Raw genomic sequence first — 13,400 nt, forward strand, 5'->3', positions numbered from 1 at the left:
CATGAGTTCTGCCACGGGCCCCGCTCTGGGCCCTGCCCCGGTCCCTGTCGCGGGTGATCGCCATCGTGTCGTCGTCCTCGCCATGGACGGGGTCTATCCCTTCGAACTGGGCATCCCCAGCCGCGTGTTCGGCGCGGTGGACGACCGCTACGAGGTCCTCACCTGCTCGGTGGACGGCCGGCCCGTCCGTACCAACTCCGACTTCTCGGTGACCGTCGAGCACGGCCCCGAGGCGCTCCGTACGGCCGACACCGTCATCCTTCCGCCGTTCGACCTGTCCCTCCTCTCCCGCGAGCTCCCCGCCGGGGTCGCCGAGGCGCTGGCCTCCGTGCCGGCCGGGGCCCGCACCGTGTCCATCTGCACGGGCGCGTTCGTCCTCGCCGCCGCCGGGCTCCTGGACGGCCGCCCCGCCACCACGCACTGGGCGCTCGCCGCCGTCTTCCGCCAGTGGTTCCCGCAGGTGGCCCTGGACCCGGACGTGCTGTTCGTCGACGACGGCGACGTGCTGACCTCGGCGGGCGCCGCGTCCGGCGTGGACGTCTGCCTGCACCTCGTACGGAAGGACCACGGCGCCGCCGTCGCCAACCACGTGGCCCGCGCCTGTGTCGTGCCGCCCTGGCGGGACGGCGGGCAGGCCCAGTACATCGAGCAGCCCGTGCCGGAGACCACCGCGAACGACACCTCGGCGACCCGGCAGTGGGCGCTGGAGAACCTGCACGAGCCTCTCGCCCTCGGCGAGCTCGCCGCCCATGCCCGGATGAGCCTGCGGACCTTCGCCCGCCGGTTCAACGAGGAGGTGGGCATGAGCCCGGGCCGCTGGCTGATCCAGCAGCGGGTGGCCCGCGCCCGGCAGCTCCTCGAGTCCACGGACCTCGCCGTGGACGACATCGCGGGCCAGGTGGGCTTCGCGACCGGCACGTCGCTGCGCCAGCACCTCCACGCGGCGATCGGCGTCTCCCCGCTCGCGTACCGGCGCACCTTCCGGGGCGAGGCCGCCCTGTCATAGGCCTGGTTAGGCTTCGCTCCGTGAGACATCACGATTCCGATGGCGCAGCAGTTCAGCCGGTGGCCGATCTGAACCTGCTGCGGACCTTCCTCGCCGTCCACCGCTCCGGATCGTTCACCGCCGCCGCCGGGCTGCTCGGTCTGTCGCAGCCGACCGTGACCACCCAGATCCGCGCCCTCGAACGGCAGACGGGACGCGAACTCTTCGAGCGGCTGCCGCGCGGCGTCGCCCCGACCGCCGTCGCCGACGAGCTCGCGGCCCGGGTGGCCGGGCCCCTCGACGCGCTGGCCGCCGTGTCCGGGCACGAGGCCGCACCGCACGAGCGGGCCGCCCCCGTGCACCTGGCGGGCCCCGCCGAACTGCTCTGCGCCCGCGTGCTGCCCGCCCTCGCCCCGCTGGCGGCCGAAGGCGTACGGCTCAGGGTCAGCCCGGGTCTGACCGAGCCGCTCCTCGACGAGCTGCGCGCGGGCCGGCACGACCTGGTGATCGCCACCTTCCGGCCGCGCGGGCGGGCGCTGACCGCCGTACCGCTCACCGACGAGGAGTTCGTCCTGGTCGCGGCCCCGGTCTGGGCCGACCGCGTCAAGGAGCGGCTGGCCCTGGAGGGACCGGCGGCGCTGCATCCCGTCCCCCTCGTCACGTACGCCGAGGACCTGCCGATAGCCCGCCGCTACTGGCGCCACGTGTTCGGGGCGCGCCTCTCCCGCCCCGCCGCCGTGACCGTGCCCGACCTGCGCGGGGTGCTCGCGGCGGTCGTCGCCGGAGCGGGCTTCAGCGTCCTGCCGCGCTACCTCTGCCAGGCCGAACTGGCCTCGGGCGCGCTCGTGTCCCTGCACGAACCGGAGGACCCGCCCATCAACACCGGCTACCTCGTCCAGCGCCCGGGCCGGCCCGGCAACCCCGACGTCACCCGCGTCAGGGACGTGCTCGTCGAGGCCGGGCGCACCTGGTGACGCCGGGCGCTGCTGCTATAACCGGAGCATGATCTACCACGTGGTGACGCCCGCCGAATGGTCCGCCCGGCCGGAGGAGCCGTACGCCCCCGCCTCCCTCGCGGAGGACGGGTTCGTGCACTGCTCCCCCGACGAGCCGACCACGCTCGCCGTCGTCAACGCCTACTTCCGCGGCGTCACCGGGCCGCTCCTCGTCCTCCTCCTCGACGAGAGCCGGCTCACGGCGAGGACGGAGTGGGAGGCCGCCGCGCCCACCCCGCCGCCCGGTGTCTCCGAGGAGACCCTGTTCCCGCACGTCTTCGGCCCGATCGACCGCGCCGCCGTCGACGCCGTCCTGGAGGTCGCCCGGGACGCGGACGGCCTGGCCACGGGGCTGGCGAAGACCGGCCGACCGTGACCGAAGGGGGTCAGTCCTTGTTCAGATAGGCCAGGACCGCGAGGACCCGGCGGTTGTTGGTGCCGTCGTCGACGATGCCGAGCTTGCCGAACAGGGAGGTCGTGTACTTCCCGATGGCGCTCTCGCTGAGGAACAGGCGCTGGGCGATGACCTGGTTCGACAGTCCTTCGGCCATGAGGCCGAGGACCGAGTGCTCGCGTTCGGTGAGCCGCTCCAGACGGCGGTTCGAGGACCCGCCGCCCAACAGCTTGGCGATGACGGCCGGGTCCATCGCGGTTCCGCCGGCCGCGACGCGTTCCAACGCGTCGACGAACTGGTCGGCGTCGAACACGCTGTCCTTGAGGAAGTACCCGATCCCGCCGGAGCCGTCGGCCAACAGCTCACGGGCGTAGAGCTGCTCGACGTACTGGGAGAGGATCAGGACCGGCAGTCCCGGCAGTTCGGCGCGGGCCGCGACGGCCGCCCGCAGGCCTTCGTCCGTGTGCGTCGGCGGCATGCGGACGTCGACGACGGCGACGTCGGGCCGCCAGGTGCGCAGCGCCTGGAGCGTCTCCGGTCCGGTGGCCGCCGTCGCCACCACCTCGTGGCCGTACGCCTCGATGAGCCGGACCATTCCGTCGCGCAGCAGGTAGAGGTCTTCGGCTACGACGATGCGCACGGCACCTCCAGGGTCGCGAGGGTGGGGCCGCCCACCGGGCTGGTGATCTCCAGGGTGCCGTCGAAGGCGGCGAGACGGCGGCGCAGCCCGGCGAGGCCGCCGCCGTCGCGGACGAGGGCCCCGCCGCGGCCGTCGTCCGCGACCTCGACGGCGACGCTTCCCGCGCCCGTGGCGCCCTCGGTGAGGGAGATCCGGACCCGGGTCGCCCCGGCGTGCTTGACCGCGTTGCTCAGGAGTTCGGCGACGGCGAAGTACAGGGCCGACTCGACCGGAGGGTCCGGTCGGTGGCGGAGGTCCGCGCGGACGGCGACGTCGAGCGGGCTGTCCAGGGCGAGGGCGCGGACGGCGTCGACGAGTCCCCGGTCGCTCAGGACGGGCGGGTTGATGCCCCTGACCAGTTCCCGGAGTTCGGTCAGGGACGCGGTGGCGCCCGCCCGCGCCTCCCGCATGAGCGCCTTCGCCCGGTCGGGGTCGGTCTCCATCAGCTTCTCCGCCGTCGCCAGGGAGAGCCCGAGGCCGACGAGCCTGGCCTGTGCACCGTCGTGCAGGTCGCGCTCGATCCGGCGGATCTCGGCGGCCTGGGCGATCGTCGCCTCGGCGCGCTGTGCGGTGAGTTGCTCCACGCGCTCCGCCAGGGCCATGGCCGCCGAGGGACGCAGGAAGCGTACGCCGACCGGCTCGATCGTCCGCCAGGCGTACGGGGAGACGGCGACGGCCGTCGCCAGCCCGAGCGCTCCGACGAGGCGGCCGGGAGTCCCCGACGGGCCGGACCCGAATCCGGGTCCGAACCCGCCCGCGAACCCGAGGACGGCCGCGGCCACCCCGGCCGGTGGCAGGAGTGCGACCAGGCCCGCGGTGAGCGGCAGGATCGCCGTGAACCTCAGGTCGCGCAGGTTCGCGGGGTCGTTCCACCGGATGCGCCACCGCTGGTCCATGAGGGCGTCGCGGCGGGTGCTTTCGTAGCCGAAACCGTTCCACCAGTAGCCCGTGGACAGCCGCGTGACCGGCGGGGCCTCCCGGTAGCCGGCGGGAACGACGGTGCCCGTCCACCGGGCGACGAGGGCGCGGACGGCCCGGCAGACCGGCCGGGACAGGGCCAGTGTGCCCGCGCAGACCAGGACGGCCGGCGCGACCCACGACCACGGGTTGCCCGGTCCCCACCGGATGCCCAGCGCCACGGCGGCCGCCCACACGGCCGGGACGAGCATGCCGACTCCCGCCACGGCGCACGCCCGTAAGAACCCCACGCCGACGCTCACCGCCCACCTGCCCAGCTGTCTCATGCCTCCGCCTTCGCCTTCCGTTCAGGGCATCCGCTCCGTGCGTCCACTGTGCACCGGAGGCTGCCCCTCTCTCCCCCGGTCGGCCGAGGAGTGGGTCTGGCCCCACCCCCTCGTGCGCCCAGACGGATACCGGCCCCGCCGGACGCCCGGCAGGGTCGGTGACATGGAAACCGACCTGAACCCGAGCACCCCGTCCACGGCCGCCCCGCTCGACCGTGCCCCCACCCGACGAGCCTTCGCCACGGCGAGGACGAGCGTCAAGATCTACGGCGCACTCGGCGCCCTCTCCCTCCTCACCGTCGTCGCGGTGGCGGCCGGCGGCCATCCCGTGAACACGTTCATGTGGGTACGGGCCGTCCTGCTGCCCGTGGTCGCCGTGGCGGTCCACCGCCTGGTCGTCTCCGCCTCCCGGGGATCCCGGCGGGCCTTCGAGCGGGTGCGGACCCTCGCCGGTGTCCTGCCGGTCGCGATCATCGGCGTCGACCTGATCCCGGGCGTGTGCCCGCCGTGGTACGCCGTGATGCAGACCGTCTGCGTGCTGCCCGTCATCCGCCTCGCGTTCCTCACCCGCGGCTCCGCCCTGCGTGCCGCCTTCCCCCGGGTGAAGCCGTCCCCGTCGCGCCGATGACCGCGCAAAGCACCTGGCCACCCGCTTGGGTCACGTCGGCGCCGCCGCCGTGTGCGGTTCCTTCCACTCTCGGTTAGACCTGGTTCACAGGGTGTCGGCCGGCCCGCCGGAAGCCACTCGTCCGGCGTCACTGGCCGCCCATCTCCCGGGAGGAAGCAGATGATCACCCGTCGCAGCATGCTCGGCGGCGCTCTCGCCGCCGCAGGCCTGCCGCTCCTCGCCCCCGGCATACTCGCCGGGGGCGAGGCGCACGCGGCGGAGGCCCTGCCGCCGGCCGGCCCGCGCCGTGCGAAGGACCCCGTGCCGCCCGCGTTCACCACGGCCATGCCGGTCCCGACCGTGCTGCGCCCGCTCTCCTCCACGGGTGCCGTGGACTGCTACGAGCTCACGATCCGCAGGTCCACCGCCGAGATCCTCCCCGGCATCGCCACCGACGTCCTGACCTACGGCGGGCACTTCCCCGGCCCCGTCATCCACGCCCGCTCCGGGCGCCGTGTCCTCGTCCGCCAGCACAACGACCTGGGCATGCCCGTCACCGTCCACCTGCACGGCGGGAACGTCCCGTCCGCCTCCGACGGCAACCCGATGGACGTCTTCGCGCCCGGGACCGCGCGGACGTACGTGTACGCCAACCGGCAGCCGCACGCCTCGCTCTGGTTCCACGACCACGCCCACCACATGGAGGCCGAGCACGTCTACCGCGGGCTGTCCGGCACCTATCTGCTCACGGACGACCTCGAACAGAGCCTGCCCCTGCCCAAGGGCCGGTACGACGTGCCCATCACGCTCCGCGACGCCCGCTTCGACGAGCGGGGGCAGCTGGCGTACACGATGAGCGACCGGAACCGCACCACCGTCCTCGCGAACGGCAGGCCGACCCCGTACTTCGAGGTCGCGGCCCGCAAGTACCGCTTCCGTCTGCTCAACGGCTCCAACCTGCGCCTCTTCGCGCTGAGTCTGTCCGACGGCAGTCCGCTCACCCAGATCGCCTCGGACGGCGGGCTGCTCGAACGCCCCGTCGCCGTGCCCGTCCTCACGCTCTCGCCCGGCGAACGCGCCGACGTGGTCGTCGACTTCTCCCGCCACACCGTCGGCACCCGCCTCGTCCTCACGAACACCGGCCCCGGCCGGCCCGAGCAGGTCGGCAAGGTGCTGGCGTTCGACGTCGTGCGCACCGCCGACGACCCCAGCAGCGTCCCCGAGGTGCTGCGCACCCTGCGGCCGGCCGCCGCGCTGCCCAAGGCCGCCGTGACCCGCGACATCGAGCTCAGCATGGACGAGGACGGGCGCCCCGATCCCCGGGGGTTCATCAACGGGCGGATGTACGACCCCGATCGCGTCGACACCACCGTGGCCTTCGGGTCGTCCGAGGTCTGGAACGTGACCAACTCCAACAAGCGCGCCCCGCACAACTTCCATCTGCACCTGGTGCAGTTCCGCGTCCTCGAACGCGGCGGGCGGCCCGCGGGCCCGACGGAGACGGGCCTGAAGGACACGGTCCGGGTGATGCCGGGCGAGACGGTGAAGCTCCACGTGACGTTCGACGGGTACCGGGGCGACTACGTGTACCACTGCCACATGCTCGACCACTCCGCCATGGGCATGATGGCCACCTTCCGCGTCCGGTGACCCCTCCCCGCGCCGTCGGCCCCGGCCGGTGGCCGACGGCGCGGGGAGCGGGTCGTGCGTCATGGCTCGCGGCCCCAGGGCGGCGGGGGGAGACTGAAGGGGTAGCACGGCCGGCAGCCAGGGGTGCCCTGAAGGAGTGGCCATGGGCGGCACGGCGGTGGAGGCCTTGCGCGGGGTGATGCGCGGCGAGGTCATCGGCCCTGAGGACGCGGGGTACGACGAGGCCCGGCAGATCTACAACGCGATGATCGACCGGCGGCCGGCCGTCATCGCCCGGTGCGCGGACACCACGGACGTCCGGGCGGCGGTGCGGTACGCCCGGGAGACCGGCATGGACCTGGCGGTCCGCGGCGGTGGGCACAGCGGGGGCGGCCTGTGCCTGGTCGACGGCTCGCTGATGATCGACCTGTCCGGCATCCGCTGGGTGCGGGTGGACCCCGCGACGCGGACCGCCCTGGTCGGCGGCGGCAGCCAGCTCGGGGACCTGGACCACGAGGCGCACGGCTTCGGGCTCGCGACGCCCGCCGGCATCATGTCGACGACCGGCGTCGGCGGGCTGACGCTGGGCGGCGGACACGGGCACCTCACCCGGGCGTACGGGCTGACCGTCGACAACCTGCTCGCGGTGGACGTGGTCCTCGCGGACGGCAGGGTCGTCACCGCGTCGGCGGACGAACACCCCGATCTCTTCTGGGCGTTGCGCGGTGGCGGCGGCAACTTCGGCGTGGCGACGTCCTTCAGGTACGCCCTGCACCCGGTGGTCGACGTCGGGCTCGGCGTCACCCTGTGGGAGCCGGAGCACATCGGGGCGGTGCTGCGCTGGTACCGGGAGTTCCTGCCGGCGGCGCCCGACGAGCTGAACGGCTTCTTCGCCACGCTGACGGTCGCTCCCGGACCGCCCTTCCCCGAGGAGATCCACCACAAGAAGATGTGCGGCGTGGTCTGGTGCAGCACGGGGCCGACGGACGAGGAGAGCCTCGCGAGGACCTTCGCCGCGGTGGCCGATCCGGCCCCGCCGGCCTTCCACTTCGCGACGCCGATCCCGTACCCGGCCCTCCAGACGATGTTCGACGACCTGATCCCGAAGGGCCTGCAGTGGTACTGGCGCGGCGACTTCTTCGACGCCATCCCGGAGGAGGCGATCGACGTCCACCGCACCTTCCTGGAGAACATCCCGACCGAGCTGTCGACGATGCACCTCTACCCCGTCGACGGCGCGGCCCACCGGGTGGGAGCCATGGACACGGCCTGGGCCTACCGGGACGCGGTCTGGTCCGGCGTGATCGGCGCCATCAGCACCGAACCGTCCGACGCGGAGGCGCTCCGCACCTGGGCGGTGGACTACTGGGAGGCCCTGCACCCCACGTCGATGGGCGGCGCGTACGTCAACTTCCTCGGCGCGGACGAGAGCCGGGACCGGGTCCGGGCGACGTACCGGGGACACTACGGCCGACTGGCCGAGGTGAAGAAGACGTACGACCCCGACAACGTCTTCCACCACAACCAGAACATCGCCCCGGACGCGGAGGTCTAGCGCGGACCGCCGGCACTCCGGGGAGGCCCTTCAGGGTTCCCCGGAGTGCCGTCCTCAGGGCTCCATGGAGCGCATGGCCTCCTCGGCCCGCTTCTCCATCTCCTCCGGGGGGACGTCCTCGACGTGCGTGGAGATGTTCCAGCGGTGACCGAAGGGGTCCTCGATCTGTCCGGTGCGGTCGCCGTAGAACTCGTTCTTCACCGGCGACAGTTCCTCGGCGCCCCGCGCGAGGGCCGCGGCGAAGACCGCGTCGACGTCCTCGACGTACACGTGGAGGGTGATGGGCGTGCCGCCGACGGACTTCGGCGAGCGGAAGCCCATGTCCGGGAACTCGTCCGCGAGCATGACGAGCCCGTTCCCGAGCTCCAGCTCGGCGTGGCCGATCCTGCCGTCGGGCGCCGGCATCCTCATCCGCTCGGTCGCGCCGAGCACGGACACGTAGAAGTCGATCGCCTCCGCGGCCCCGTCGACGCAGAGGTACGGCGTGACGCGCGGATATCCCTCGGGGATGGGCTGGACGGCCACGGGGCTCCCGCCTTTCCGGACAGTGGCGGTCACCGCCGACCGCCGCCTCCGACACTGATATCCCGAACCCTCGGCCCCGCTCCGACGCCGCGCGGCGCCCGGGACGCCGAATGCCCTGAAGGGCCGACCGCGCGGGGGCCCGTGCCTCCCGGCCCGGCCCGGCTCCGCGTAGAGTGAGGGCGGGCGCGACGTGATCACGAGGAGTATCTGTGACCGCGGTCAGCCTTGAACACGCCACCGTGCCCGCCGACACCGGCGAGGTGACCCTGCTGATAGCCCGCCGGGTGGAGCCCGGACACGAAGCGGCCTTCGAGGTGTGGGCGAAGGGCATCCTCGACACGGCGGCCACGTTCCCCGGCCACCTCGGGTACGGGCTCTTCCGCTCCTCCGGCGGCGACGCCCCTGGTTCCTCGTCCACCGGTTCCGGAACGCGGAGGCCTGCCGGGCCTGGCAGGAGTCACCCGAGCGGGCCGCCTGGTTCGCCGACTGCCAGGGGCACCACCACACCGAGATCGCCCGGCGGAGGCTCACCGGCATGGAGACCTGGTTCGCCAAGCCGGGATCGACCCGGCCCGCGCCGCCCCGGTGGAAGATGGCGATCAGTGCGACCCTGGCGATCTACCCGATCTCCGTCCTCGGCAGCCTCTTCCTCGTGCCCCGTCTCACCGGGCTCCCCCTGCTGCTGAGCAGTGCGGTCGTCGCCTGCGTCTTCAACGTGCTGATGACGTACGTGGCGATGCCCGCGGTGAGCAGACTGCTGCGCGGCTGGCTCACCCCGTAGCGCCCCTCCCGGGAGGGCTACATCGGGGTGGCCGCCCGCAGGATGGCGAAGAGCGTCACGGCGGAGTTCGCGGAGGACAGCGCCGACACGGTCGCGCCGGCGGCGGCGCCCCACACCGCGAGGCCCGCCGCCGTGAACGCCGACGGCCAGGCGCGCCCCGCCGGGGCCGGCCGCATGAGCGCCGCCACCCGGCGGGGCACGGGCCCGGCGGCCGCGAAGGCGGGCAGAGTGACCGAGAGCGGCGCGCGGGACATCAGGGCCGCCTTGCCGATCGCGCGGGCGACGGTGCGGCGGCTGCCGACCGCGATCGCCGCGTCCTCGTCGGCCCAGCGCTCGGCGGTGTACGTCACGGCGGTACGGAGCGGGCGCAGGAACGGGTTGGCCCGGGCGGCGAGGTGCACCACGAGCAGGTGCCGGTGGTGGCGGCCCGTCAGGTGGGCCCGTTCGTGGGCGAAGAGGGCCCGGCGTTCGGCGGCCTTCAGGCCCGCCAGCATCCCCGCGCTCACCACGACCCGGTCGTGACGGCCGGGAAGGGCGTACGCGTACGGGTCGGGGTCCGGCAGCACCGCGACCGGTCCGGCCGGCAGGCCGGCGAGCGCCGCCACCGCGCGGCGGCGGACCCGCGCGTGCCGCCAGGCCGCCCAGGCGCAGGAGAGGAGGACCGCGAGCAGCGCGGGGATGGCCGCCCGGCCCGCGACCTCGTCGTACGGGACGGCCGCGCGCACCTCGGGGTCCGACCACCCGTCGGGCAGCGGGTTCCCCGGCAGTTGTGCCGTGCCCACGATCACGAGGAGTCCGAGGCACAGGGTGCTGCACACGGCGAGGACGCCGGCGACGGCGGTGAGGAGGCGGGTCGCGGTGCGCGGGTGCAGGCGCTGCTCGGCGAGCCGGGCCACCGGCCAGGCGGTGAGCGGAAGGACCAGCGGAAGGAAGACGAAAACCCCCATGGCGGTCAGTCTTCCCCCTCCCCGGGGGCCTCCTCCGGGACATCGGCCAGGAGTTCACGCAGCAGTCGCTCGTCGTTCGGCGAGAGCGCGGTGACGAAGCTCGCGAGCACGGCCTCGCGGTCGGTCTCGGCGTCGAGGACCTTGCGCATGCGCAGCGCGGCGAGCCCGGCCTCGTCCGCGACGGCGGTCCAGACGAAGGACCGCCCGGCCCGCTCCCGCGCGACGGCGCCCTTCGCGTGCAGCCGGGTGAGGATCGTGATGACGGTGGTGTACGCGAGACCGCCGCCGAGGCGCTCCTGCACCCAGGCCACGGGGACCGGCTCGGCCGCTCCGCGCAGGACGCCGAGCACCTGGGCCTCCAGCTCGCCCTGCCCCCGCCTGCGCGGTCCGGGCTCCGCCCCGCCCCTGCTCCGGTCCACCACGCGTCATCCTCCCGTCCGCCGCTCCGGCTCGCCCGCCACGGGCAGCGGCCATCGTACTGACCGGTGGCGGAGCGCCCGCGCCTCCCACCGGCTGGGCGGTCACAGCACCACCGCCGTGGCGACGTGGTCGGCACGGCTCAGCCAGCGGCCGGAGAAGCCGGTGAGGGGGCGGCCGGCGACGTGGGGGCCGGGGCGCAGCAGGCGGGCGGTGAAGGTGCCGTGGTCCGGGTCGAGGGTGATGTCCGCCTCGTCGAAGCCGAGCTCCTCTCCGGTGAGCGGGTACCAGGCCTTGAACACGGACTCCTTGGCGCTGAACAGCAGCCGGTCCCAGGCGGTTCCGGGGCTGTGCCGGGCGAGGGCGGCCATGGCCCGCTGTTCGCCGGGCAGCGCGATCGCCTCCAGGACGCCGTCCGGCAGCGGCGCGTGCGGTTCGGCGTCGATGCCGATCGTCACCCGGTGGCCGGTCCGGGCGACGGCGACGGCCCGGTAGCCCTGGCAGTGGGTCATGCTGCCGACCACGCCGGCGGGCCACTGGGGGGCGCCCCGCCGGTTGCGCAGCAGGGGGGCCGGGGGCAGGCCGAGGCGGGCGAGGGCCCGGCGTGCGCAGATCCGTCCGGTGGTGAACTCGCGCTGCCGAGGGGGTACGGCGCGCGCGATGAGCGCCTCCTCCTCGGGGAAGAGCCCTTCGCCGTGCTCCAGGGCGTCGTCCGGGAGGTCTCCCGGTGCCGCCACGGACACGACGTCCGGGGGGAGGATCGCCTCGATCACAGGATCGCTCCCGCGGCCCGCGGGACCGGCAGGATCTGGTGCAGGGGTTCCCGGGGCGGGCGCGGTCGCCATTCCCGGGGGTAGCCGAGGGAGACCTCCTCGAAGCGGACGCCGTCCTGCCACAGGACGCGTGGGATGTGCAGATGACCGTAGACGACGGCGAGCGCGCGGAACCGGGTGTGCCAGTCCGCGGTGCGTTCGGTGCCGCACCACTGGGCGAACTCGGGGTAGCGCAGGATGCGGGTCGGTTCGCGGGTCATCGGGAAGTGGTTGACGAGCACGGTGCGCGCGTCCGGGGGCAGGGCGGCCAGCCTCCGCTCGGTGTGGGCGATCCGGGCGTGGCACCAGGCGGCCTTGTCCGGGTAGGGGTCGGGATGCAGGAAGTACTCGTCGGTGCAGACGATTCCGGCCTCGCGGGCGCGGTGCAGCGACTCCTCGACGGTGAGGGCGGGGTCGCGGAAGGAGTAGTCGTAGAGCAGGAAGAGCGGGGCCACGGTGACCGGCCCGCCGTCGCCCCGCCACACGGGGTAGGGGTCCTCGGGGGTCGCGATGCCGAGGGAGCGGCAGAGGTCGACCAGGTGCTGGTAGCGCTTCTCGCCCCGCAGGTCGCAGGGGTCCTCGGGGTGGGCCCACAGTTCGTGGTTGCCCGGGGCCCAGACAACCTTCGCGAACCGTTCGGCGAGGAGGGTCAGGGCCCACTCCACGTCGGCGAACTTCTCGCCGACGTCCCCCGCCACGATCAGCCAGTCCTCGTCCGAGCCGGGTCGTAACGAGGAGACGATGGAACGATTCTCCTTGTACGCCACATGAATGTCGCTCACTGCGAGCAGCTTGCCGTCCCCCACGGTTCCTCCTCGTCCGGCGCACACGCGTCCACGCCGCATCCTGCCCCAGGTGCGGGCCCGGGGACACGGCATTCCTCCGGCGAAAGGCTCAGGTGTCCGGTTCCCGCCCGGCGGGCCGGGGGCGGCCGTGGCACCGCGGGCCTCGACGAGCTGCCCGACGACGGGCCTCGACGTGCGCTCGCGCGGTCCGCGCGGAGGGCACGTCCCGTGCGGCTCGGCGGGGGCGCCGCCCGCTACTTGCGGCCGACGCCCGCGTACATCGCGACGTCGTCCGCCGGCGTCTCCGGCCGCCACGCGGAGCAGGAGACCACGCCGGGGTCGAGGAGCTCCAGGCCGTCGAAGTACCGTGCGACGGCGGCGGGGGTGCGCTGGGTGAGCTTCGGGGTGCCGTGCTCGTTCCAGAACGCCACCGCCGCGTCGACGTCCGGCATGTCGGGGTGCGTGACCGTGTGGGACAGGACGAGGTGGCTGCCGGGGGCGAGCGCGTCCATGAGCCGGCGGACGATCGCGTACGACTCCTCGTCGTCCTCGATGAAGATGACGACCCCCAGCAGCATCAGCGCGACCGGCTGCGACAGGTCGAGCGTCTTCGCCGCGGCGGCCAGGATCGTGTCGACGTCCCGCAGATCGGCGTCGAGGTAGTCGGTGCGGCCCTCGGGCGTCCCGACCAGCAGGGCGCGGGCGTGCGCGAGGACGAGCGGGTCGTTGTCGACGTAGACGACGCGCGTGTCGGGGGCGACGCGCTGGGCGACCTCGTGGGTGTTGTCGGCGCTCGGCAGTCCCGTCCCGATGTCCAGGAACTGCCGGATGCCCTCCTGTTCGGCCAGGTGCCGCACCGCCCGGCCGAGGAACAGCCGGTCCGCCTTCGCGTACTCCCCGATGCCGGGGTGCAGCGCCCGGATCTGGTCGCCGGCCTCCCGGTCGACGGGGTAGTTGTCCTTGCCGCCGGTCCAGTAGTTCCAGATCCGGGCGGTGTGCGGCCGGGAGGTGTCGATGCGCGATTCGATGTCGGTCACGCCGTCAA

At 73.8% G+C, this 13,400-nt stretch carries 15 protein-coding genes; 7 read left to right on the forward strand and 8 right to left on the reverse strand.

The genetic code is table 11. The features are described from left to right. The first annotated feature begins 1 nt into the window (after window position 1). The 3 genes from GGE06_RS11465 to GGE06_RS11475 are packed head-to-tail and all read left to right on the forward strand — an operon-like array spanning window position 2 to window position 2,356. Complete coding sequence (locus tag GGE06_RS11465; protein ID WP_116162828.1) at window positions 2-1,006, forward strand: GlxA family transcriptional regulator; 1,005 nt, start codon at window positions 2-4, stop codon at window positions 1,004-1,006. 20 nt (window positions 1,007-1,026) lie between these two features. Continuing rightward, a complete protein-coding gene (locus GGE06_RS11470) occupies window positions 1,027-1,959 on the forward strand; it encodes a LysR family transcriptional regulator (RefSeq protein WP_184930743.1) in 933 nt (310 codons plus the stop codon). Between the two features lie 28 nt (window positions 1,960-1,987). Continuing rightward, window positions 1,988-2,356: a DUF952 domain-containing protein gene (locus GGE06_RS11475; RefSeq protein ID WP_116162824.1), complete on the forward strand. Its 369-nt coding sequence runs from the start codon at window positions 1,988-1,990 to the stop codon at window positions 2,354-2,356. Window positions 2,357-2,366: 10 nt separating this feature from the next. On the opposite strand, the gene GGE06_RS11480 is transcribed toward GGE06_RS11475, so the two are convergent. Then, window positions 2,367-3,014, reverse strand: coding sequence for a response regulator transcription factor (locus tag GGE06_RS11480; RefSeq protein WP_116162822.1), 648 nt, complete (start codon window positions 3,012-3,014; stop codon window positions 2,367-2,369). Continuing rightward, window positions 2,999-4,297 (reverse strand): sensor histidine kinase, encoded by a 1,299-nt coding sequence (locus GGE06_RS11485; RefSeq protein ID WP_184930744.1) that lies wholly within the window; start codon window positions 4,295-4,297, stop codon window positions 2,999-3,001. The genes GGE06_RS11480 and GGE06_RS11485 overlap by 16 nt, the downstream gene beginning before the upstream one ends. Window positions 4,298-4,460: 163 nt before the next feature. Here GGE06_RS11485 and GGE06_RS11490 point away from each other — a divergent pair, with 163 nt between their 5' ends. The 3 genes from GGE06_RS11490 (at window position 4,461) to GGE06_RS11500 (ending at window position 8,088) form a co-directional block, all read left to right on the forward strand. Further along, window positions 4,461-4,925 carry a hypothetical protein gene (locus GGE06_RS11490; protein WP_246532483.1) on the forward strand — a complete coding sequence of 155 codons (465 nt, stop codon included), beginning with the start codon at window positions 4,461-4,463 and terminating at the stop codon, window positions 4,923-4,925. Between the two features lie 159 nt (window positions 4,926-5,084). Beyond that, entirely contained in the window at window positions 5,085-6,554 is a 1,470-nt protein-coding gene (locus GGE06_RS11495; protein WP_184930745.1) for a multicopper oxidase family protein, read from the forward strand. Window positions 6,555-6,696: 142 nt separating this feature from the next. Then, complete coding sequence (locus tag GGE06_RS11500) at window positions 6,697-8,088, forward strand: FAD-binding oxidoreductase (protein WP_116162816.1); 1,392 nt, start codon at window positions 6,697-6,699, stop codon at window positions 8,086-8,088. A gap of 54 nt (window positions 8,089-8,142) precedes the next feature. On the opposite strand, the gene GGE06_RS11505 is transcribed toward GGE06_RS11500, so the two are convergent. Beyond that, window positions 8,143-8,613: a VOC family protein gene (locus GGE06_RS11505; RefSeq protein WP_116162815.1), complete on the reverse strand. Its 471-nt coding sequence runs from the start codon at window positions 8,611-8,613 to the stop codon at window positions 8,143-8,145. 535 nt (window positions 8,614-9,148) lie between these two features. On the opposite strand from GGE06_RS11505, the gene GGE06_RS42465 reads away from it, so the two are divergent. Beyond that, on the forward strand, window positions 9,149-9,394 hold the full coding sequence (locus GGE06_RS42465) for a putative antibiotic biosynthesis monooxygenase (RefSeq protein ID WP_246532484.1): 246 nt from the start codon (window positions 9,149-9,151) through the stop codon (window positions 9,392-9,394). 17 nt (window positions 9,395-9,411) lie between these two features. On the opposite strand, the gene GGE06_RS11515 is transcribed toward GGE06_RS42465, so the two are convergent. The 5 genes from GGE06_RS11515 to GGE06_RS11535 form a co-directional block, all read right to left on the reverse strand. Further along, window positions 9,412-10,341, reverse strand: coding sequence for a M56 family metallopeptidase (locus tag GGE06_RS11515; RefSeq protein WP_184930746.1), 930 nt, complete (start codon window positions 10,339-10,341; stop codon window positions 9,412-9,414). Between the two features lie 5 nt (window positions 10,342-10,346). Continuing rightward, on the reverse strand, window positions 10,347-10,763 hold the full coding sequence (locus tag GGE06_RS11520; protein WP_116162809.1) for a BlaI/MecI/CopY family transcriptional regulator: 417 nt from the start codon (window positions 10,761-10,763) through the stop codon (window positions 10,347-10,349). Between the two features lie 99 nt (window positions 10,764-10,862). Next, complete coding sequence (locus tag GGE06_RS11525) at window positions 10,863-11,531, reverse strand: 4'-phosphopantetheinyl transferase family protein (RefSeq protein ID WP_312883102.1); 669 nt, start codon at window positions 11,529-11,531, stop codon at window positions 10,863-10,865. Next, on the reverse strand, window positions 11,528-12,415 hold the full coding sequence (locus tag GGE06_RS11530; protein WP_184930747.1) for a metallophosphoesterase family protein: 888 nt from the start codon (window positions 12,413-12,415) through the stop codon (window positions 11,528-11,530). Before GGE06_RS11530 ends, GGE06_RS11525 begins: the two co-directional genes overlap by 4 nt. A 194-nt stretch (window positions 12,416-12,609) precedes the next feature. After that, window positions 12,610-13,392: an SAM-dependent methyltransferase gene (locus tag GGE06_RS11535; RefSeq protein WP_184930748.1), complete on the reverse strand. Its 783-nt coding sequence runs from the start codon at window positions 13,390-13,392 to the stop codon at window positions 12,610-12,612. Window positions 13,393-13,400 lie beyond the last annotated feature (8 nt).

Source organism: Streptomyces nymphaeiformis (genome assembly GCF_014203895.1).
Taxonomy (GTDB): Bacteria; Actinomycetota; Actinomycetes; order Streptomycetales; family Streptomycetaceae; genus Streptomyces; species Streptomyces nymphaeiformis.